15 protein-coding genes are annotated in these 22,818 nt (G+C 49.6%); 7 read left to right on the forward strand and 8 right to left on the reverse strand.

All coding sequences use genetic code 11. From position 1 onward, the window contains the following. The first annotated feature begins 141 nt into the window (after positions 1-141). Together CWM47_RS25280 and CWM47_RS25285 are read left to right on the forward strand one after the other, a co-directional pair. Positions 142-390, forward strand: a complete 249-nt coding sequence (locus CWM47_RS25280; protein ID WP_100991107.1) for a MoaD/ThiS family protein — start codon at positions 142-144, stop codon at positions 388-390. A gap of 20 nt (positions 391-410) precedes the next feature. Beyond that, positions 411-821: a molybdenum cofactor biosynthesis protein MoaE gene (locus CWM47_RS25285; protein WP_100991109.1), complete on the forward strand. Its 411-nt coding sequence runs from the start codon at positions 411-413 to the stop codon at positions 819-821. A gap of 158 nt (positions 822-979) precedes the next feature. Here the strand turns inward: CWM47_RS25285 and CWM47_RS25290 are convergent, their stop codons facing one another. Continuing rightward, positions 980-2,098, reverse strand: a complete 1,119-nt coding sequence (locus tag CWM47_RS25290; RefSeq protein ID WP_100991111.1) for an endonuclease/exonuclease/phosphatase family protein — start codon at positions 2,096-2,098, stop codon at positions 980-982. Between the two features lie 190 nt (positions 2,099-2,288). Between CWM47_RS25290 and CWM47_RS25295 the strand changes: the two genes are divergently transcribed. The 5 genes from CWM47_RS25295 (at position 2,289) to CWM47_RS25315 (ending at position 10,344) form a co-directional block, all read left to right on the forward strand. Continuing rightward, entirely contained in the window at positions 2,289-2,801 is a 513-nt protein-coding gene (locus CWM47_RS25295; RefSeq protein ID WP_100991113.1) for a ribosome maturation factor RimP, read from the forward strand. Between the two features lie 104 nt (positions 2,802-2,905). Next, entirely contained in the window at positions 2,906-4,150 is a 1,245-nt protein-coding gene (gene nusA / locus CWM47_RS25300; protein ID WP_100991115.1) for a transcription termination factor NusA, read from the forward strand. A gap of 162 nt (positions 4,151-4,312) precedes the next feature. Continuing rightward, positions 4,313-7,771 (forward strand): translation initiation factor IF-2, encoded by a 3,459-nt coding sequence (gene infB, locus CWM47_RS25305; protein ID WP_100991117.1) that lies wholly within the window; start codon positions 4,313-4,315, stop codon positions 7,769-7,771. A gap of 221 nt (positions 7,772-7,992) precedes the next feature. After that, positions 7,993-8,205: a hypothetical protein gene (locus CWM47_RS25310; RefSeq protein ID WP_100991119.1), complete on the forward strand. Its 213-nt coding sequence runs from the start codon at positions 7,993-7,995 to the stop codon at positions 8,203-8,205. 42 nt (positions 8,206-8,247) lie between these two features. Continuing rightward, a complete protein-coding gene (locus CWM47_RS25315) occupies positions 8,248-10,344 on the forward strand; it encodes a BatA domain-containing protein (RefSeq protein ID WP_100991121.1) in 2,097 nt (698 codons plus the stop codon). Positions 10,345-10,535: 191 nt separating this feature from the next. Here the strand turns inward: CWM47_RS25315 and CWM47_RS25320 are convergent, their stop codons facing one another. The 7 genes from CWM47_RS25320 to CWM47_RS25350 all read right to left on the reverse strand — a co-directional run bounded on the left by CWM47_RS25320 (position 10,536) and on the right by CWM47_RS25350 (position 22,790). Then, positions 10,536-11,504: a DNA/RNA non-specific endonuclease gene (locus CWM47_RS25320; protein ID WP_100991123.1), complete on the reverse strand. Its 969-nt coding sequence runs from the start codon at positions 11,502-11,504 to the stop codon at positions 10,536-10,538. A 34-nt stretch (positions 11,505-11,538) separates the two neighbouring features. Then, entirely contained in the window at positions 11,539-13,692 is a 2,154-nt protein-coding gene (locus tag CWM47_RS25325; protein WP_100991125.1) for a caspase family protein, read from the reverse strand. Beyond that, positions 13,689-15,044: a hypothetical protein gene (locus tag CWM47_RS25330; RefSeq protein ID WP_100991127.1), complete on the reverse strand. Its 1,356-nt coding sequence runs from the start codon at positions 15,042-15,044 to the stop codon at positions 13,689-13,691. The genes CWM47_RS25325 and CWM47_RS25330 overlap by 4 nt, the downstream gene beginning before the upstream one ends. A gap of 46 nt (positions 15,045-15,090) precedes the next feature. Then, entirely contained in the window at positions 15,091-16,788 is a 1,698-nt protein-coding gene (locus tag CWM47_RS25335; RefSeq protein WP_100991129.1) for an amidohydrolase family protein, read from the reverse strand. A 36-nt stretch (positions 16,789-16,824) separates the two neighbouring features. Further along, on the reverse strand, positions 16,825-19,611 hold the full coding sequence (locus tag CWM47_RS25340) for a S8 family serine peptidase (RefSeq protein ID WP_170069449.1): 2,787 nt from the start codon (positions 19,609-19,611) through the stop codon (positions 16,825-16,827). Between the two features lie 116 nt (positions 19,612-19,727). Then, a complete protein-coding gene (locus CWM47_RS25345) occupies positions 19,728-21,071 on the reverse strand; it encodes an ATP-binding protein (protein ID WP_100991133.1) in 1,344 nt (447 codons plus the stop codon). Positions 21,072-21,083: 12 nt separating this feature from the next. After that, positions 21,084-22,790 carry an eCIS core domain-containing protein gene (locus CWM47_RS25350; protein ID WP_100991135.1) on the reverse strand — a complete coding sequence of 569 codons (1,707 nt, stop codon included), beginning with the start codon at positions 22,788-22,790 and terminating at the stop codon, positions 21,084-21,086. Positions 22,791-22,818: the final 28 nt, after the last annotated feature.

The raw sequence follows: 22,818 nt of genomic DNA on the forward strand, positions 1-22,818 counted from the left end.
CTTGAGAACGCAACCAAAAAACTGTGTCACTGGCGTCAGCGCTGTGACACAGTTTTTTGTTAAATGGTAGCGAACTTCAATTAGGCCTTGTTATGTTCTGCCGGTAGCTTATTGCTTTATCAAACTGCCTTGTTCTTGTTCATGGATTCATCTGTTTCGGTACTTTTATTTGGTATTACCCGCGACCTGACGGGTCAGTCGACGGTATCAGTGCCCCTCAGCGAAGGGGCCAGCGTTGGCGATTTACTTAGTCAACTGCATCAGAATTATCCTCCTCTGGCGGAGATTCGCTCACTTTTGATAGCCGTGAATGGCGAATATGCCGAACCCGAACAACTACTTGCCCATCACGACGAAATAGCCCTTATCCCACCTGTTAGCGGAGGCTAATTTTTTTTGCCCATTCATCTATGATTGCCCTAACTTCTGAACCCATTGACGTTGCCGCTGCCCTGACTTTTCTTCAATCGGAGCAGGCGGGTGCTATTGATTTTTTCCTTGGTGTTGTTCGTGACAACACACAGGAGCGCCCGGTTGACCGGCTCGAGTACGAAGCTTATGACCGCATGGCCATTAGCGAAATGCAAAAAATTGCGGATGATGCCCAGCAGCAGTGGCCCATTCTCCGCTACATCATAATCCACCGGAAAGGAACATTACAAATTGGCGAAATCGCCGTGTTGATTGGCGTAGCAACGCCCCACAGAGCTGCCGCTTTTGAGGCTTGCCGATATATCATCGACACTATCAAACAAACCGTTCCTATCTGGAAAAAAGAAGTGTTTACCGATGGAGAATCCTGGGTAAATGCGCACCCATAATTGGACTAGTGGAAGGGGCAGTTAGCGCAGGTATTCACCCGTGCTTTTTATAAAGCCAGCATTCGCTGACCTAGCATGATCTATGCGACAGCACATGCTGTCAATAATAACATACACGTGTAAATGCCAGTATCAGTCAATAACAAAATTCGCTCCTGTTACTTTAAAAGATACGTCCCTACAATTGGATAGTGGTCAGAATAGCCAATGTAATTTAGGGTTTCGAAATTTAACACAGTAAATTTCGGACTATAAAATTGATGGTCGATGCGTATAAAGCCCGGCAGTCGGTTATAGGTGAAGCCAAAGCCGCGGCCAGCGTCTTCAAAACTGTTTGGTAATAGTCGACGCATTCGCTCATACACCACACTATAGGGCGTATCGTTATGGTCGCCAGTCACGATAACCGGGAATGGACTCTCATGTATGTACTGTTCAACGATCAGCTCCTGTTCTTTACGGTCTGTAAAGCCAGTGTGCAAGGCTCCCAATACGCCACGTGTTTCGCGTTGAACCGCTTTTATACCTTTTTGCTTCAAGACCTTCCCTACCCGAATACCCATTGATTGAAGATGAACGTTGATCACTCGGATCGTGTCATTATCTATTTTTATATCTGCCCACAAAATCCCGTTTTGAGCACCAAATGGTTCGCGTCCGGATTTAATAATGGGATAAATAGAAAAAATAACAGCCCCCACATTACCATCAGATGTTTGCGTCATTTCTGGATGCAGAAAAACGGAATAACGGTAACCCGCCTGACGAAATCGTTTGATAATATCGTAATCTGGAATAGAGGTTGAGTTGAAAAATTCCTGAAAACATTTGATAGGGGCATCATATCGCAGCACAAAGTTTTCGGTACGCCGAATGCGGGGTGAACTACTATACATCGCCCATGAATCGTTCATATCGAAAGACTGAACATTATAACTGAATATTTTGATGGACTTGCCTTTACTCGCCAACTCAACGGGTGTATGCCAAACAAATGTTCGGGAGCCAAACATGATCAATCCGATCATCAGAACAATGCCTGACAGCCAACTCCGCCAGGGTCTTGCCACCAGCCACAAGCAAACCACAATGAAATTCAGCACCCAGGCAATGGGTAATGTGATCATCACCATACTGGCCGACCAATGCTCGATCTGTAAACTATACAGTAGCCAGTAAGCGAGGCACGTATATATAACCAGTAACAAATTTATTGACCACAGTAACGACCGGAAAAAGTAAGTAATAAACTGTCTGACTCGTATTCTGAGCGCCATATAGTCGTTATTGAGCGAGACCAAATATTATTTGAGAGCCAAAAATAAGGCATAATGATCGGAAAGCCTTCAATTGAGCCTAGACGAGGGCTTGCGATGCAAGCAGAAACATATTACCTTTGTGGCACAAAAACCATATGGCATTGATCAAAAAAGGGAGTCGCACTCCCTTTTTTGTTAGCCTTACCCTATGGACGACAAAGCGAAAATTACTGAATTACTACAGCCTTACCTGAAAGATGGTGAATTGTATATCGTTGATATTCAAGTAGCTGGAAGGCAAGGTGGCCGACTTAAGGTCACTATTTTATTGGACAGCGACACGGGCATCAGAATTGATGACTGTGCCGATGTTAGCCGTAGGCTGGGTGGGGAGATGGATGAGATGAATTTTTTCGGAGATTCTGCCTTTACACTCGAAGTTTCATCGCCCGGTGTCGATTATCCATTGACGTTTCCGCGTCAGTTTGTTCGTAATGTAGGAAGACAATTGATTGTTACCCTTATTGACGGCAATACCCGCAAAGGTTGGCTGGAGTCTGTGTCCGACGATCATATCGTGCTGGATGTCGAAGCTGAAAAGCAATCGAAGAGTAAAAAGAAAAAGGAAGTTGATTTGTCTGTTGAGGTTCCACCTGCTGGTCCCACACCGATTCTGTTCGAGCAGATAAAGAAAGCACAAGTAGAAGTATCATTTAAATAAGTGGTTTGCGGTTAGTTAATACGAGGCCACTCACGCGGTTGTCGGTAAAATAACCAACACCTAAACTGTCAACTAACCACGAATCGCTCTTGACAAACACGAAAATGACCAGTGGACTATTAATCGAATCGTTTGCTGATTTTGCCCGGTCGAAAAATATTGACCGGCCCACCATGATCGCTATTCTGGAAGAAGTCTTCCGGACAATGATTCGTAAAAAATACGGGACCGACGAAAATTTTGACGTTATCATTAACGCCGAAAGTGGCGATCTTGAGATGTGGCGTACACGCGAAATTGTAGACGACAACTCCGAGGATATTTGGGATTACGATAAAATCCCACTCGCTGAAGCCCGTAAAATTCAGGACGACTTTGAAGTTGGCGAACAGGTTGCCGAAGAAGTAAAGCTGGATGATTTTGGTCGCCGGGTTGTGCAAACGGCTCGCCAGACGCTCATTCAGAAGATAAAGGACATGGAGAAAGAGCTCCTTTATCAAAAATATAAAGATCAGGTAGGCGATTTGGTTGGTGCCGAAGTGTACCAATTATTGAAGCATGAAATCATCCTTGTCGATAGCGAAGGCAACGAACTGAGCCTGCCACGTACCGAGCAGATTTCGAAAGATCGTTACCGTAAAGGTGAAGCAGTGAAAGCTGTTATTACCCGGGTAGAGATGTTGAATGGCACGCCTAAAATTGTGCTGTCCCGTACCTCACCAGTCTTTCTGGAACGACTTTTTGAGATTGAAGTGCCGGAAATTTATGATGGCCTGATTTCTATTCGCAAGATTGTCCGGGAACCGGGCGAGCGGGCGAAAGTTGCCGTTGAATCCTACGACGATCGCATTGATCCTGTTGGCGCCTGCGTAGGTATGAAAGGCTCGCGGATACACGGTATCGTGCGTGAACTTGGCAACGAGAATATCGACGTTATCAACTATACCGAAAACCTCGAACTACTGATCAGCCGGGCACTTAGCCCCGCCAAAATCAGTTCTATGCAGATTGACCGCGAAACAAAGCGCGTGTCGGTTTTCCTGAAGCCCGACCAGGTATCACTGGCTATTGGTAAAGGTGGTCAGAATATTAAACTGGCAGGTCGATTAGTGGACATGGAAATTGACGTGTTCCGCGATAACGAAGGCCAGGAAGACGATGAAGACGTTGACCTCATGGAATTCTCCGATGAGATTGACGAATGGATGATCCAGGAACTTCGCAAAGTTGGCCTCGACACGGCCAAAAGTGTGCTGGCTCTGAACAAGGAAGAACTTGTTCGCCGAACCGATCTTGAAGAAGATACCGTCGAAGAGATTCTGAATATCCTTAAGCAGGAGTTTGAGTAAGTTAACTAATGAAAAAGTTAAGAATGAAGAATACTTGTACGATCATTTATTCTTCATTCTTAACTTTTCACCCTTCATTATCAGAATGAGGGATTTTTATTGTTGGAACTGGTGTTAATACCATACCAACAACTATTAAATTTGCCGAATATAAACCGAAGTATGGCAGAAGAAAAGTCAATGCGCCTGAGCCAAGTGGCAAAAATTCTCAACAAAGGCTTGTCCTCTGTTGCGAGTAGTCTGTCTGCCAAAGGGTTTAAGGTTGAGATTAATCCTAACACCAAAATCAACACAGAACAGTTGGAGGTGTTAGCGAAGGAGTATAAATCTACGGAACTCCTGAACGGAACTCGCCGGGCTGAACAGCCTGTTGTAGCCGCCGAGCCACCGCGTCGTCAGGAGGAGGATGTCGTTTTGTACCGTCGTGATGATGCGAGACGTCCAATTGTCGAAAACAAACCAGAATCAGCTCCGGCTGATCTACCTAAACCGGCTCCTGTTGAGTCGCAACCAGCCGTACAAACCGCTCAGACCGGTTTGCCAGGGCTGAAAGTGTTGGGTAAAATTGATTTGAACGCAAAGCCTGTTCATGCACAACCGGCACCGCAAGCGAAAGCTCCGGTGCCACAGGATGTGAAACCGGCTGTAGTGGCACCACCTGTTGCACCGCCCGCTCCTGTAGCGCCACCGGTAGCAGTAGAAACACCTAAGCCAGTGGCTCCTCAGCCACCTGTTGCACCAGTAGTACAACCAGTTGCTGTAGCACCATCTGCGCCAGTTGCTGTCGAAACGCCAAAGCCAGTTCAAACTCCGCCTGTTGAAGCAAAACCTGTTTCAACTCCGGCTGTTGCAGCTCCGGTTAGCGTAGAGGCACCAGCTCCTGTTGCTAAGGTGGATACAACGCCTAAGGAGGCTCCTAAACCGGTTGTAGCTGAATCGAAACCTGCTCAGGATCTGCCCAAAGCAGTTACGGAACAGCCAGCTGCCCCCGCTCCAGTTCGGCAGGAAACGCCGAAACCGGCAGCGCAAGGGAAGCCACAGGAAAACCGGAATGGCAATCAGCGGCCTGCCAATCAGCCGAAACCAGAGTCTCAGCCAGCTAAACCGGTAACCGCCGATGAGCCTGATGCTACTACTGAAACGATTCGCGCAGCCGGTAGTCACCAATTAGGTGGCTTGAAAATTCTTGGTAAAATTGAGTTGCCTGTTAGCAACCCACGTCAGGGTGGTGGCGGCAACAATGCCGATAAAAAAGGAAAACGCAAACGTATTCGCGGTGGTCGCGAAGGCGGCAGCAATCCTAATCAGCCAAATCAGGGTGGTGGTCAGCCACAGGGTCAGGGTCAGGCCGGTAATCGTCCACCTCGCGAGGGTGATCGGGGGCCAGCAAACCGTACTCAGGGTGATCGTCCACAAGGTGACCGCACGCCAGCAACTGGCGACCGGTCTACAGCACCACGTGATGGTAACCGTCCACAAGGACAGGGCCAGGGCGATCGGACGGCAACGCCAGCTAACCGCACAGGTGGTACCGGTACCGGCCAAAACCAGGGAGGCAATAATGCTAACCGGGGTGGAACAGCCAATACCAATACAAACAACCGTCCTGCTGGAGCTGGTAATAATGCTAACCGGGGTGGAACGGGAAACAATGCCAACCGGGGCGGAACGGGCAACAACGCTAACCGTGGCGGTGGTGGTCGTCGTGAAGCGCCAACACAGGCAGACGTTCAGAAGTCGATTCAGCAGACGAATGCCCGGATGCGCGGTAACACGCCAAACCGTGGTGCCGATCGCCGTCGTGATCGCCGGAGTCAACGCGAGGATGATCGCCGTTTGATGAACGAACAGGAGGAACTGGAAGCAAAAATCCTGAAAGTTACCGAGTTCGTATCTGCTAACGATCTGGCATCGCTGATGGATGTGTCGATCAATGAAGTTATCTCGGTTTGTTTGAACCTGGGTATGTTCGTGTCTATCAACCAACGTTTAGACGCTGAAGCGATTACGGTTATTGCCGACGAATTTGGTTATGACGTACAATTTATATCGGCTGAAGATGAAACCGAAGCCAGTATTGATGTTGAAGCTGACGAACCAGATGACTTACAGTCTCGTGCTCCAATTGTGACCATTATGGGTCACGTTGACCATGGTAAAACATCGTTACTTGATTACATCCGTCGGGCGAAAGTTGCGGCTGGTGAAGCAGGGGGTATTACGCAGCACATTGGTGCTTATAGCGTGAAAAATAGCGATAATCGTATGATTACGTTCCTGGATACACCGGGTCACGAAGCCTTTACAGCCATGCGTGCACGGGGTGCCAAAGTAACGGACGTCGTTATTATCGTAATTGCTGCGGATGACAGCATCATGCCACAAACGCGTGAAGCCATCAACCATGCACAAGTTGCTGGTGTACCAATCGTCTTTGCTTTCTCGAAAGTGGACAAACCAGGGGCTGATACCGAAAAAATTCGGGCAGAACTGGCGTCGATGAACATGCTCGTTGAAGAGTGGGGTGGTAAGTACCAGGCACAGGAAATTTCGTCTAAATCTGGTTTAGGCGTCGATGATCTTCTCGAGAAAGTTCTGCTTGAAGCTGAACTGCTTGAACTGAAAGCCAATCCATCACGTCGGGCCTTAGGTACTGTTATTGAAGCCTCGCTGGATAAAGGTCGTGGTTACGTTTCGACCGTTCTGGTTGAGAACGGAACGCTTCGCCAGGGTGACATTATGCTGGTAGGTGCCCACTACGGCCGTATCCGGGCCATGACAAATGACCGGGGTGAGCGGATTAAAGAAGCTGGCCCATCAACACCGGTACAGATTCTTGGTTTGCCGGGTGCACCACAAGCAGGTGATAAGTTCAACGTGATGGAAACGGACCGTGAGGCCCGCGAAATCGCAAACAAACGTGAGCAACTTCTGCGTGAACAAACATTGCGTACCCGCAAACACATTACACTCGAAGAAATTGGTCGCCGGAAGGCTATCGGTACGTTCAAAGAGTTGAATGTAATTGTGAAAGGTGACGTGGATGGTTCGGTAGAAGCTCTGTCAGATTCTCTTCTAAACCTCTCGACCGGAGAGGTTCAGGTGAATATCATTCACAAAGCTGTTGGGCAAATTTCTGAATCGGATGTGTTGCTGGCCTCAGCGTCTGACGCTGTTATCGTTGGTTTCCAGGTGAGGCCATCGGCAAGTGCCCGGAAACTGGCCGAACAGGAACAGATAGAAATTCGTCTCTACTCGATTATTTACGATGCGATCAACGAAGTGAAAGACGCTATGGAAGGGCTCCTGGCTCCGACTGTCGAAGAAATCATTGTTGGTAACATTGAAGTACGCGACGTATTTAAGATAAGCAAAATCGGTACGGTAGCAGGTTGCTATGTAACGGAAGGAAATATCAAACGGAATAACAAAATCCGGATTATTCGTGACTTCATTGTGGTGCATACGGGCGAAATCAGTGCCCTGAAACGCTTCAAGGAAGATGTTAGTGAAGTGAAGTTTGGCTACGAATGCGGCTTGAGCATCAAAAACTTCAACGACATCGAAGTTGGTGACGTAATCGAAAGCTTCGAATTTAAGGAAGTGAAACGGACGCTGTAACCGGGATTTCAACAAGATTTAAAGAATTTTCAGAATTACTGAAATTAAACTCATGAAAATATTGCAGTGGCAGTAATCTTGAAAATCCCTTAAATCTCATTAAAATCTTGGTCAGACATTAGCCTCAGTAGGAAACCCTGCTGAGGCTTTTTTTGCATCTTATGCGTCAGACTTCAACTTTTTAAAGACTGCACTGGAAGTAACTTCCACAGGCAAGCTGAATGAAGAAGGCGAAACTTATCGCAGCTAACGACAATCTGGCCGGATTATTGAACGAGGTAAATCTACAAACTATGCGTTTTCATAATCTGTTAGTTGAAATTGGTCATAGATACGGGGGCGATGATGCCTTTGTGTGTTATAAACGAAAACGGCATTTTATGAAGTCACAATCCCTGATTATCTTGGGGTCTAAAGAAACGAAAGGCTTGTAGCTGGTCGTTAATAAGAAAATCCTGTTTGCCGAAATACCCTGAATGAATTTTCTCTATCCTTCTTTCCTGTTTGGTCTGCTGGCGGTATCGGTTCCGATTGCCATTCACCTATTTAATTTTCGGCGAACTCGGCGGGTATTTTTTACGAACGTGGCCTTGCTGCGCACAGTACAGACCGAAACCAAATCGTTTCGACGGTTGAAGCACTGGCTGATTCTGGCTTGCCGCTGTTTATTCCTCATATTTTTGGTGTTAGCCTTCGCGCAGCCCTTTATTCCGAGCAAGAATAAACTCGGTTTATCAAGGCAGGGCGTTACGAGTTTGTATGTCGATAATTCGTTCAGTATGCAGAATGAGCGCAATACAAAGCGTTATCTTGATATTGCAACCAGTAAACTGGACGAACTGCTGACGCTTTTTCGTAACGCGACTTCGCTTCAGTTGCTGACCAACGACTTCTCCTCTGCTGAACAACAGGCTGGTACGGCTGAGTCGGTTCGGGACCGGGTAACGTCCATCCGGTTCGCTCACACGCCCCGCACACTCGAAACGGTGTACCGTCGGCAACGCAATTTGCTCAGTTCACTGAACCCCGGCGGACGAAACCAATTGTTCTGGTTTTCTGACTTTCAAAAAAGCACTGCCGGTGATTTATCGAGACTTAAAATAGACACGACTGATCGCCTGTTCATCGTACCGCTTGACGCCCAACCAACTAAAAACGTTTATGTGGATTCGGTTTGGCTGACAACGCCTTTTATTCGCGAAATGCAGAATAATAGTTTGAACGTCAAATTGACCAATGCAGGCCGGGAGAATGTAAAGAACCTGCCGATTCGGTTATACCTGGATGATGCACAAACCTCAACTGCTTCGGCTACTATAGCCCCTGATGGAACAGCAACCGTCTCGCTCAATTTCAATGTAAGTTCGAAAGGTTACCACCGGGGTCGTATCGTATTTGAAGATTACCCTATTACGTTCGACAACCAGTATTTTTTCGTAATCGAAGCGTCACCTGCGGTTCGGGTGTTGCATTTATATGAACAAAAAGCGGCCCCCGCAGGTCGGACCGCCGATTATATCGACGCTGTTTACTCAAACGATAGCCTGTTTGTTCGACGTAGTTTCAATGTTCAAAATTTTGACGTTGGCCAACTGAAAGAAACCGATCTGGTTGTGCTGGAAGGTGTTGCTGATGTCAACGGCACACTGCGCACAGAACTGGAGCGATTTGTTCGGCAGGGGGGGAGCCTAGCCATTATTCCACCCACAAACCCGAACACCAATTCGTACGCCCCTTTTTTACAGGCAGTAGGCATTGGCAGTGTGCAGGCTACGGCAACGCCGGGTGCTGTTCCAACCCCATTGCCCGTTGCGGACCCCGACCGACGTAATCCGTTCTTTCGCGACGTGTTCCAGCAAAGCTATCAATCGGAACCACTAAATATGCCGACTGCTGCGCCCGTTTGGCGGTGGAGTGCGGGTGAACGACTGTTGAGTTTACGAGATGGTAATCCACTGTTGACTCAGTCGAGAGTGAATAGCGCTGCAGGGCAGGGGTCGGTTTATTTACTGGCCAGTCCGCTTGCATCGACATACGGCAACCTGGCCGAACACGCATTGTTCGTACCCATTATGTACAAAATGGCCGCTCTGAGCGTTCGGGCGCAGCGCACCGCTTATTCGTTCGATGACAATCTGGTAACCATTCCGGTGAGTAATCCATCCGAGCGGGCGGTTTATAAACTGAAGCGTGACAAACTGGAGATCATTCCGATCCAGCGTATCGTAGGGAACCAGCTTCAACTTGAAATGCCTAAAAGCAACGAACTGGCTGCAGGGCAGGAAGTGGAGGCTGGCTATTATGAGCTTCGCTTGAATGACAAAACGGAGCGTTTGCTGGCCTTTAATCACGGAAACCAAGAGTCGACCATGAATTTCTATTCAGCCGATGAACTTCGGAAAGCCTTTGCCAATCAGCCCACTGTAGAAGTTTTCGACAGTATTCAGGATGGTGATTTTGTTCAGGTACTGGAACAGGAAAATCTGGGTCAAAGCCTGTGGAAATATTTCCTGTTAGCTGCGCTGGCGTTTATGTTGCTTGAGGTAGCACTGGTTCGCTTTATGAAAGGATGAATGGTTGGCCGCTGGCGCGGGTATTTACCCGTGCCATCAATATAGCCAGTATTTACTGGCACATAAAACGTTGTTAGTGCCGCCAGCGAATGCTGGCTATATTGATGGCACGGGTAAATACCCGCGCCAGTGGCGCCCAACCTTATAGCCAGGCAAATTTTATAGTACACTACTTATCAGCTTCATTACAACTATAACACCAGATTTGGTATTCGGAACCCCATTTCCTGCACGATTGAGTCAGTTTCGAAGACTTCCGCATTTATGTCGACCTCTTCAACAACCAGCTTAATCGGTCGGCTGTCCGTGTACGAATCAGCCGCATCCGGCAACTTGATTCCGGTTAACTGCTCTATCGTTTCTATGCTCACCTGAAACGTGTCGGCTTCACTAAACTGCATGAACAGTTTGGCCTCATCGGTCAACACCTCAAAATCTTCCAATTCCTGAGTCACTACTTCAACAATACCGTTGCGTTCCAGTAACGACTTTTGTCCCATCAAAAACCCCGTTCGGTATAATTTGCCATCGCTTTTCGGGAAAACAACCACCTTCCAGAAAAGGAAGGGTATTTTGAGTTGGCTGTTTTGGACGGGCGTAACAAAAATCGGGTCGAGGTCTGATAGAACCGGCCCCGTAAATACGCAAATCTTAAGATCATCGCGCACCGCTTCCGAATGAAGAATATAATCTTCAAGGTCAGCCCATATGCGTTGGTTTAGTTTAGCGTGCTGAGGCACAGCATTGGTATAATAAAATGTCGAATCGGCGGCATTGGTCGCGTCGAGTACGGTACTGCCCCATTGCACATCTTCCCGTTTGGTCATGTGTCCTTTGTCAAAATCACTGTGGGGCGCTTTATATAGTTCCGGCCCCCATTGGCTGTCTGCATCAATGCGGGGGTCTTTGCGCCAGTTATCTTTTCTGTTGACCTTTTTGAAAAGAGTACCATCAATATTAGACGCGGTGAAATAGGGGAACTTCCTCGACTTGCTGATCACGGCGCTGTAGTTGACATAGTGGGCAATATTATCTGTTGTTCCTGCTACTGTTGCCAGGTCCTTATGCTGATTGGCCGTCAGGTTGGGGAGTGTTACCTGTAAGTCGGCACCTAAGAAATTGGGTAAGTACCCGTTATAATTTTTGAGGGTAGTAGGCATGTTGGTATTTGGTTGAGTGTGTGATTGGTTGTTTTTAATGAGTCAAGTGCCAGTTGACGCGTAGCTCGTGGAGTGCGTCTCCGTTTCCTGAAAAGGCAGTAAATAAGCCACCGGGAAGGAAAAATTGGCGGGCATTCTTCAAAACGGCCAATGTGCCAGATAGGCTTTCGGAAGGTTGATTATCTTTATTCACACCTTCTGTAAGAGCGCCGGCTTCCCGGATGGCATAACTAATCACTTCGCCTGTAACGGGTAAACCTCGCTTGTGCATTGTCAGGAGACAATCGCCAGTACGCTGTTGATACACGGCTTCATTGGGGGCTGCCTTTTCCAGTCTGAATAGGTACTCATTCAGTAAAACAGGGGTGTCGGCATACTCAGGAAACCAGTTAAGCAGGTTTTCGAGCCATTCGCGAGGCAGCTTATCCGTACGACCTAGCCGAAATAGAATAATAGAAGCAATAAGGGCACTTAGGGGGTCCCGCATTTTGCCGTAAACGAGGTTATTAAGGAAGTTGACATCCATATCTTCGGTTGCTTTAGCCGCGCCATAGTTTTCGTACTTTTCCCATAGCAGGGCCGCAGCCTGAAGTGTTCCCTCGTTATCGGGTGATAAGCTCAGTTGAAGTCCACTGATACTGAAGATAAAAGGCTGACCGGGGGCCGACTCCTCAACAATAAATTCGGCGACAAAAAGAGGTCGTATACCATCTGTTATACAGGGCAGAATCAGGGCATAACTAGTTCTGTCATCTGTCAATTCGAGCCAGTATAATCCCTTGTCGTTCAGTGTAAAACTAACCTGATAACCAATACGGTCGGGCGTACGCGCCACTTTCTGAAAGAGTATGGGTTGATTAACGGGTTCGTTTGTGCCAACCCTGTAGAGCCGCGCATTGCTCCACATAGCTGTTACGGTTTCGCGACCAAAAAAATCGTGGGCACTTAGCGCAAAGGACTCGCCAGAAAAAGGATTCCAGAGTCGTTGACCCGACAAGGCATAAATCTCAAAAAGCGGACCGTCGTCTTCATCGACAAGGCTACTGGGATCGTCATCAGCAGGGCCGAAGTACTCGTTGTTGGGAGCCATTTCATACGCATTTATCTCATTGTCAAATGCGGAATCAGTGGCATCATCGCTCGAACCAAAAAAAATGTCACGTTCTTGCGGTAGGGGAACTGCCGGTATCAGCATATCTGGCCTGATGTGGGTAACAACGGCAAATGAGTCATCATACTCGCCGGTAACTTTTACGCGCTGTTTGAGTGGACTTTTGTATTGTTTCAGAAGGTCGTTATAGGCAGTTCCAACGAATTGGTGCAAGGGCGACCACTGTACCGAATACGGAACCTGCTGCCGATCCAGAGCAAAGTTGCGCTCAGCTTTCAGTCCCGACAGCAGCGCTTGTCCAAATAATGAAATGCCCTTGTCGACAGAGCGCGGGCCGAATGTCTGCTGGCCCGAAGCTGTTGCATACATAAGCATCAGATTACAGTCGGGATTGGTCATGTGGGCCAATCCCTGATCAAAAACGCCGTCACCCTGAACGATCCTCTCCCGCAACTCGGGTGTGTCATTCCGGCAGGCATCCAGAAAAATAAACTGGTTGCCCACTTTTAATTCCATGAGTGCGGGCCGGGCTGCTCCCAGATTCACGGCATCGTTGAGGGAGCCGCCTGTTGGTTCGAGGTAATCGGTAGGTAACAGAATCTGCTCTTCGTGCGAGACTTCCAACCCATGCCCACTGTAAAAAAAGACGGCCCGGCTGTGTCTGGCCGCTTCGTCGTCGATTTTCGCCATTGATCTATACCAGGCTCGTAAGGCTTTGCGGCAGTTTATATAGGTCGGCACGAGGGTGTTTGCCAGCACCTCGTCTTTCATGACCGCCCGTTCCTGCTGAGTAGGGGCCAGCAGAAGCCAGCATTGCGCCAGTTGGCAGGGTGCGCCCGGCCCTGGTGCGTAGAGATACTGATCACGAAGCCACTCGAACAGGCGGTAAGCCGTTAAGGCCGAAACCGCCAGTTGGCCCAGACCGTAGTTGTTTTCGGCTAGCTGGGGGGCATTGCCGTCTTTAAGATAGGGGTAGTCACTTATCCCGATCAAGACAGCAAATGTACCCGCGTCGCCGGGTTTCCAGGCAGGATTGGTCCACAGGCCCGGTTGGGTAGGGTCGGGTTGCAGCATCATGGCTGGTGCCAGTTAATAGCGCGGGCGGTACGCAGTTTATCGGCAAACGTGCGGTAAAAGCTGGGCCGTTCGAGGTAGCCACCGTGTGCATCCAGCGTGGATGATCCACTGTCGTAAAATTCATCGTCAACATCTTCGAAGATGGACTCGCCCGTAAAACTCAGGATGTCGTTCGCATCCCACACGTTCCACCAATCCCCTAAATAACGTCGATCGGGAAACGGCACTTTGTTCATTTTCGCTTTGGAATAGGCTGAACTACTAGCCAGAAAGAGCTTCATCTCCTCGAAAAGCCCAACCTGCGAGGCTGTTGCACACCAGAAATCCACCCGCATCTTCTGATAAAGGGCTACCTGTGGCAAAAATGTTGTTACAGCGTCATACACGATCTGCCCGCCCATGCTGTGCGTGAGTACAACAATCGGTTCAAATCGACCCTTGGCTTCGGCCTGTTGCTGACTGGTATAAGCCTGATTCAATGCGTTGAGAAACTGCATCGGAATCGTGCCCGGTTGCAGTTCAGCTGGCTCTGCTTCGGGTAAAATGGCAACTGGTTTTGCCAGGCGGTTGGCTAAATACACAAATACATCGCCGATAAAGAGTGTAACGGCTGAGTTAACTACGGGTCGAAACTCACCCAGTAGTCGCGACACGACGAAACCCGGCGTTTGGTTTGCCCGGGTCAATAGTTCATTCAGTCGATCTTTCAGATTCGGAAACCAGCCCGCGCCCATACCCAGCAAGGGGTCGTCGGTGGGTGCCAGTTGATCGTATCGCTGTTTGATAAGTGACTGTAACAGTGAAACTTCTTCGGCAGTAGTCGCGCATGCCTGAAGGCTGGCTCTCGTAGCGGGATCGCGGGCAACATCGTCAGCGGCAATGATCATTCGTGATTGCTGGACGGGATTAGCCCCCTGCTGCATAAGCATAGCGGCCAGCAAATCGCTCAGTTGATCGTTTGTCAAGTCGCGCAGTCGCTGTGGTTTGGTAGTGCTTACTACTGGCGTTGCTGGTCCGGCAGCCAGTAACTCATCTTCCGGTGCTGTTTCGACCACTGATGGGGATGCGGGCAGCTTCCCGAGCGAATTGCCGAGAGAGGCCAGTAGGACGGCACGTTCGGCAGGCGTTGGTTCGGTATCGAATCCCTGACCGAGCAGGGCGGTACGTGGGCGTGATTCGCCATCCCAGGCAAATTTGACACCATCATCCCCCCAGAATACGGGAAATATGTCGACGTTGTCCGGATCGTCCGGATTTATTTCCTGCGTAATGTATCGCCGTAAATAGGGTTCTTTTTCTTTCCACGCGTTTTCATCGCGGACGGCAACACCATGAACGTAAATGAGCGGCATGAGCTGACTAATTAAGGAGTTAGGAGTGAGGTTCAGGAAATAAAGTTTACTTAAAACTGGTAAGCCAGCGCTTTATGAATCGCTCGCCATTTGTGTACAGCACATCGCGCACAATACCTTTCAGATATTTGGCTTCTACCTCGCCCTGTTGATTGCGGGTTAGAAGTGGGCCACCACCGTTTTGTTTTCGATAAGCCCGTTCGGCAATGGGTAACCATCGAATCAGATTATCTTCCAGCACGGGTAGTTGACTCACATCGCGGCAGTTGATAACGGGGTTTATCAATCCATCGTAATCGCTGCCAATGCAGATGTGCTGCCAGGGGTTTTGGTCCGTACGAATCATACCGACCGATACAATGTGTAGTATGTTGAAACACAGTGCCAATGGATGGCGCTCTTCGCGGGTGGGAACGAGTTGGGACTCCGGGGCGGGGGGCGCAAATTGTTGAAAGCGTTCGGGGAAAAAGAAACGAAATTCCTCCGCCGATACGAACTCGTCTTTGTCGCCTTTGCTCAAAAGATCCTGCCACCCCAAAATCCTAACGTCCAGACTCACGCCAATCAAGCCATTGCTGTCGAGAACGGCTTCAATGTCTTCGTCCATTAAATTAATGGACCAGGCATTGTAGGTAAATTCTTTATTGATAGCACCCCAGAAACCAGCGGTTTTCCGGTCCACATTAATTGTCACAACAGGTTCGCCCGAAGGTAGCCGCATAGGGCTCGCGTCGTTCAGGGCTTCTTTCCAGGCATTGATGGAATAACCCGTAACCCCAATGTGACTGGCAATAAGGGGAAGCTGGTAGTTCTTTTCACGACGATATTGGTAAAAATCGAGTCGCGATTTAAGGCTCATGTGTTTAATGTCAATCAAAACCGGCGCTGGGGTCGACGTAAAAGGTACGTCGACGTTAAGCGTGTAAGCAGCATCAATTACCTGACGACCCCGGAGAGACAGGCCGTTACCCATCGGATAACTGCTCACGTCACTAATCATCTTCATGCCAAACGCATGGGTGGCCAGTGGCTGTTCGTCAATATGCGAGAGGTGAGTCAATACCAGATAGCATAAATCCAGATCCTGTCGCCAGAGTGCCTGTTGTAACTGACGCAGGCTTTGGGCCGGATTGCTGGTAAAGCCCGTTGTAAAGTCTATTGATAACGAATCGGCCAGGGTAACGCTTAGCGACGTGTCGGGGATGTTTGGGTGTCCAATCAATGTTCGGCACAGGCCATGCCCACCCTCAAGGCTAAGGGCTAAATTTGGCCGCGACGATGGGGCGTCCAGCGATTTAGGCGTCTTTCGGCTGAGCATATTGATATGCCGGGCATCGTGTAAACGCTTGTAAATATTTACCTCCCGAATAAATAGCTGATAATACGACACCTGCCCATCACGAACGCGGTCCATATACGTTAGGTCCAAGGGCTTGGTGAGGCCTGAGTTGAGAATTTTTCCGAACAGCCCGCCATCACTCTTGTTCGTAAACAGGTGTTCGATGGGAGCAATGGCCGCAACGCCCACGGCCAGATGGCCAATGTCCAGTTGGTCAACGCACGACTGGCTGCCCAATATGTGCAGAAGCTCCTGATCGAGTAGACTAACGAGAGGATTTGTCAACTCAAATTTGCCCGTTAAGTCGGCCAGCGACCGTGTAGACGGATAACTGTCTTCGTATTTACAGATGAATTTCTTAAAAACCGGATGAAGGTGAAAGTCGAAAAAGTTGGTAGTAGCCATAATCGAGCGTGAGGAAGATAGGGTGGATATAGCCGTTTATTGGTTGAAATAGTACCGAAGAAGCTCGTCGGAATCTGTTGTCACCGAACTACTCTCCCGGGCGCCTGTTGTTGTGGGTCGGCTGAATGCGCTCAACGCCTGTTGACCAAGTGGTGTAAGCGGCACCAGCGGCACGGTACTTTCTGTAGCCCCCGGCGCTACTTTCTGCCGAACTATATTCCATAGGAAATGAGCTGCTTCGGCAATGCCCACACCCAACGGGTGGGAAGCTGACTGGTTCTGATAGGCATGTATAAGCGTCGTTGGCGCGGGTAAGGGCTCTGTCAACAGGTTGGTAATATCCAGAATGCCCGCCCCATAGCCCTCTTTGGGCCACTTGACAGATCGGGCTGTTTTTTTCAATACCGTCCGAAATGCTTCGACTACCTGCCAGGGTAGGTAATCGCTTAACGCTTCGTAATGCCTTGCCTTCCAAAGCATAGCCGCGGCTGCCACTTGCGGGGTTGCATAGCTGGTACCACTCCCATAGGCCATAATTTCCTGGCCCTGCTTGTCCAGAAAGGGCACATACACATCTTCGCCCGGAGCCGCAATATCGACCGAAGGGCCGTGGCTGCTACCCGACCAGGGAAGGTCATCAGGGTTGGTAGCGGCTACGGCGATGGTTCCTGGATACATGGCGGGAGCAACCACCAACCCTACGTCGTTGCCGGCAGCACACACCCAAATAACGCCTTTCTCGTAGGCCTCCCGCGCAATGGCGTCAAGCATAGGGCGAGGATAGCTGCCCATACACATAAACAAAACATCGGCTCCGCTGCGTATGGCATAATTTACCCCATCAACTACCTGCTTACCCCGCCCAATCAGAATGACCGATTGCGCAATTCGGTAGGGGATGAGTCGAGTGAGTCGCTTGCCCGCAGAGACCAATAAGCCACCGTTGCCATCAAACGTAACTGTGGTATCGGCTAAGGGGCCACCCACTACGATGCTGGCGGTTCGGGTGCCATGATTTGGAAATTTTAACCCGATACTGGCTTCCTCATCGCGTGCGTTGTCATCGTCGTCAATGAAGTCGAAATCGAGATCGGTGTTATACCCGCCCAACACTTTCGAATGATCCGAATAACCCGTGTCCAGTTGAACGATCCGCATTTGAGCCAGCCGGTCGCGTTCATCCGGCGACAGATCAGGTACTGGCTGAGTTACAGAAGGCCAGTTAATGGCCGACCAGTTCCACCAGCGCTGTTGATCTTTCCCATTTTTCAGCGCGGCCTTTACCTGGATAGATTTCTCCCAATTGCCAAGAAACTTCGCTTCATTGAGTTCGGCGGTCCCATCATTGAAAACAAATTCAGATTCGGTCGTGCGTACCGGCGCAACAGTATCCGACGTGTTTCGGCCAATATCGGTTAAGCTTTGCAAATCGGGTCGGCAGCTATCAACCTGCGGCAACCCCTCTATGGCAGCCGCAATAGCCCAGGGGTTACCGGCCGATTGAATCGTCAGGTACCACATTCGCCGGACAAACGGATCGCGGGAAGTGGGCAGCAGGGGCGACAGATCGATTAGTCCCGGAACTAGTTCTTTGGCCCGTCGACTCCAGTCGGCCTGAAGGGCGGGCTGATCGGTTAGCAGCACCTCAAAGTAAAGAAGGCTGCCGGTAGTTGGGGCTGATGCTTGTTTAGGAGCGACTGAAGCGGGTATTGGACTGGATTCTGTACGAACAGGCGTAACGAGTGGCGGGGTAGTCATGGGTATGAGGGGAGGTGTTGTTGTGGCAACCAGCGTTGGCGATTGTGCTTCGATGATCTTTGTCCGAAAGGCCTGCATCGAGTCTGGAATCGGTAAGTTCCTGAACGCTTCGACGATGCAGCTCACCCGAACGCCTTCGTTGCCAATCCAGTCGATATCTTCGTCGGTATCACCGGGCTGGCGAATTTTGCCGTCTTTCCGAAGCCAGTTGCCCGCGTCATCCTTACGCGGCACGGCGCTGTGGTGCAGGCCAACGGCATCGGCGGTGCCCAGCCCCAGTACTAAACTTCCCGATGAACCGGGTAAGGTATCGGCTTCATAAATAAGGAAATTATCGGTGAGCGTAATCAGTCGAATATCTTTCAGCACCACTTTTTTGTAGTCGCCTTTTGGGTGCTGAATCACCACACAATTCTCCCCTTCAATGATTTTGCCGAGTGATGAGTCGAGCTTTATATAGCCGAATTTAGTGAGCGGGGTGCCATCGTCACTAGCCGGTTCAACGGCTACCAGCGTGAAATCACGTCCACTAAAAGGAACATCGGCGTTTACGGTATAGGGAGAGGTTAGGAAAAATAAGTCGGGGCGCAGCTTGAACGAAATGGGCGAAAGTACCTGTCCATCATCGCCTAGCTCGTAATTGAACTGGGCCCGCGCCCGGCTGGCGGTCGCTGCGTCCGGGAAAACGTGGTTGTTGGTAATAATAACATTTGGCGCTATTAAAAAGCCTGTTCCATAGCCTGTAATACCCGATGGACCCTGTAATACAATCCGGCAAACACTGGTTGATGCCCGCACGATTTTTCGGACGATGGCCATATCCTGAAAATCGGGAATACCATTGATACGCTCCAAAGCTTCTTTAAACTCACCGCTTTCACGAGCGGCCCGTTTTAGCAGTTGGGATTTGTCGTCCGTAATTTCAGTAAGAGGACGCACCCCAAACCGGTTTTCCGTTATTCGCCGGGTTATTTTGTCGATTTCGTCGGCATGAGCGGCATAATTAGTAGCCGCTTTATCGGCGAGGTAAAGGGTGGTAGGATCAAAAGGAGTAGACTGTGTCATGGCAGAGAGGGAATGGAATAGTGCTCGAAATTGAGCAAACTGATTGATAATAAGGGTAGTATAAACACCCTTTTCCATCGCGTACTTTCCCTGTTTTTAGTGAGCGGTGTATTGCGTTACATCATGCGGCCTTCTTTGGCATACTCCCGCTCAATGCCTTTCTGAAGATTAGTAAGCGTAACAACGCTCGTTTTCCCTGCCAGTGCCTGCAAGCAGCAGTAGTGGGCTACATTGGTAATATTAGAACCGCTCAGCTCATATTTCTCGGCGATACGGTCAATATGAACGGTATCATCCAGCGTTACCTGGGTTGGAAAAACCTTATGCCATAGTTGAGCGCGTTCTGAAATCCCCGGCATCGGAAAATAGATGACCGATTGAAAACGGCGCAAAAAAGCTTCATCAATATTGGTTTTGAAGTTGGATGCCAAAATGACGATGCCGGCATAGCTCTCTACCCGTTGCAGCAGGTAGGAAGCTTCCTGATTGGCGTATTTATCGTGGGCGTCTTTCACATTTGTGCGCTTGCTGAAGATCGCATCGGCTTCGTCGAAAAATAAAATCCAGTTCTTGTTCTGGGCTTTGTCGAACAGGCCGGCCAGATTTTTTTCCGTTTCGCCAATATACTTCGAGACAATGGCGGGTAAATCGACCCGAAACACGGGCCGGTTTGTAAACTTGCCTAACAGGGAGACGGTCAGGGTTTTTCCTGTGCCGGGAGGACCATAGAACAGCGCTCGGTAACCTGGTTTTAACTGGCGATTCATGCCCCAGTCGTTTAGCAGCACATCGTTGTACTGAATCCAGGTTTCGAGTTCCCGAATCTGGCGGAAGGTGGCCGGGTTTAAAACCAGATCGGGCCACTCTAATTGGGTCGACAACGGTTCGGCCGGAAAGTCAGAACTGAACGTTTCGACGTAATTGGTCTGAAACAGCGTTTGGGCCAGAAAATCGGCATCTACCAGCAGGCGGCCACTCATTGGCGGCTCGCCAGCTTTGACGCCCTCCAGCATTACGATGCGTTTTCGACTAAAAAGATGTTCTTTCGATACAAGTTTCTGCACGTCAATCCGTGCCGCTAAATCATTGCCTGCCAGAATGAAAAGAACCGTTTCGCCGGTAGGTAATATGCCCCGATGGTTCGTTCCTTTTACGCCCCCGAATTCAATCAAATCCCCCCCTTGTGGTAAGATAGACGCCATGATATTGGTTAGCAAAGCGGGGGCCACATGCGGCACCAGGGCCAGCATTAGAATGATAAACTCTTCTGCCGAAAGTGAATTTTCAATAACAAACGAAGCCAAGGGCGAACTGCCATAAAAGTCGGGCGAGAGCGGTAAGTCAAACGTTTGTTTTTTACCAAAATGTACGCTGAGCCGCTCCCGAATATAAGCGTCGAGATAAGTTATACCTGCCTGAAGGGCAGGCACCGAAGAGATAACTGGCTGGTATTCTGACATTGGAACGGTTGGTTAATCGAAGCCGGTTAGCGACGTAGGGGGAGCCCAGAACCGATCATTTACGCTTTTGGCCAGCGTGGCCAATTGCAGCGATGTTGACTCCGAAACATCACCGTAACGCATCAGAATGAGCCGATAAATTTCGATTGTCCGATCGTCCTCGTTCAACGAAAACAACATTGGACATACATGAATGGTATCGCTGGTTATGAATAGGAAGTAGCGATAATAACCCGTTACATTACGGTCGCAGCTACGTTCACACTCCAGCGTTACTGATGAGCCTAACCGACTGTAGACCAAGTCATAAACTCGCCTGGCCTGTAGGATATTGGCGGCTGCTGTTCCGCCTAAATGGCTTGTCTGCAAATCCTGCCATTGCGATAGCATACCTGGCCGGGTGTCGCTGGTTATGTTCTGGGCATTTCGATTCCACCGCTCAAGCTGAGCAAGCGACCGGCGAATGGGTGTAGCCTGCCGGTCATTGCAGTCATTGGTTTCATCGCGCGGGGCTGTTGTTGGCTGCGGTGTATTTGTGCCCACTTCCAGGCAGAAATTTTCGTAGGAGGCTGCATTGGTCAGTGCTTCCATGGTTGACTGCATCCGATAGTACCGATCACTCTGGTAAGCACGGTCAGTTATGTGCGTAACGCCAGTGAGGGTATGGGCCATCTCGTGGATGACGCTTATTGCCTGCCAATTGGCAGATCCGTTGAAGAAGGCTGGACAGAAAACAAACAGATTACCCGTTACATACGCACCGGCAGCATTGCAACTGGTATCGGTTGTGGTGTGGCATTCGACCTGTAAATCGGGCCGGGAAAGGATCTCGCTGTCAATCCGGCCAAATATTCGACGAACACGGCCTGCTGTTTCAGCCGTAGAGGAATGGAAATGGCGTTCCAGCGCAGCCTGAACACCGGGTTCACGCGCAGGGCTGCCAATAAACGTGTCGAGCCGCCGAATCGTGGCGCGTAGCCAGGTTGTGGCCTGCCTGACAGCGGGTTCAATCTGATGGTGCTGATCGAACGAGCAGGCTCCCGGTACATTGTCGACAGTAGCTGTTGGCTCCCGCTGTATTCTCTTGCGTTGTATTCCCGCGTTTTGCTGTACCACGTGCGTTAGTTCGTGCGCCAGCAACTGCTTTCCCGCCCGACTGTCGGGGGCATATTGACCGTTGTTGAAATACACATCGTTCCCATAAGTAAAGGCATGGGCATTTAACTGGCGGCTGAGCTGTACGGCCTTCGCATCGGTATGCAGCCGGACATTAGAAAAGTCGGCACTCAGCGCATTCTCCATAAAACCGCGCGTTTGATTTGGTAAAGGCGAACCTCCACTTCTGCCGCTCGTTAGCTGATAGCTTACATCGGCACTGGCGGTCGTTTCGGTATTGCTGCTTTCTTTTCGTTGTATTTTTTTTTCTTCTTCCTCACAGTGTGCGCATTTGCGCTGGATGGTGGCTGGTGATACGGAAGCCAGCGATGGAGAAGAAATTGAGGCTGGGTCATTCATCGTCATAACCCGGCTGGCCATGGCATCGGCTTCCTGTTCATAGGCATCGTTGGAGGCACCAACGACTAGCTTGGGCTGCACGGTAACGGGCGAAAAAAACAGGGACGAGGCTGCTTCATCAAAGAAGCTCCTGTTTGTTCGGGTTGGCGAAGCAGCCTGAGAGCCATTCGCTTCGCGCGGGGAGGTATTTGGAGACGTTCTCATAACAACCGATGGGAAATGAAGCTAAAAC

This window comes from Spirosoma pollinicola, from assembly GCF_002831565.1.
Lineage (GTDB): Bacteria > Bacteroidota > Bacteroidia > Cytophagales > Spirosomataceae > Spirosoma > Spirosoma pollinicola.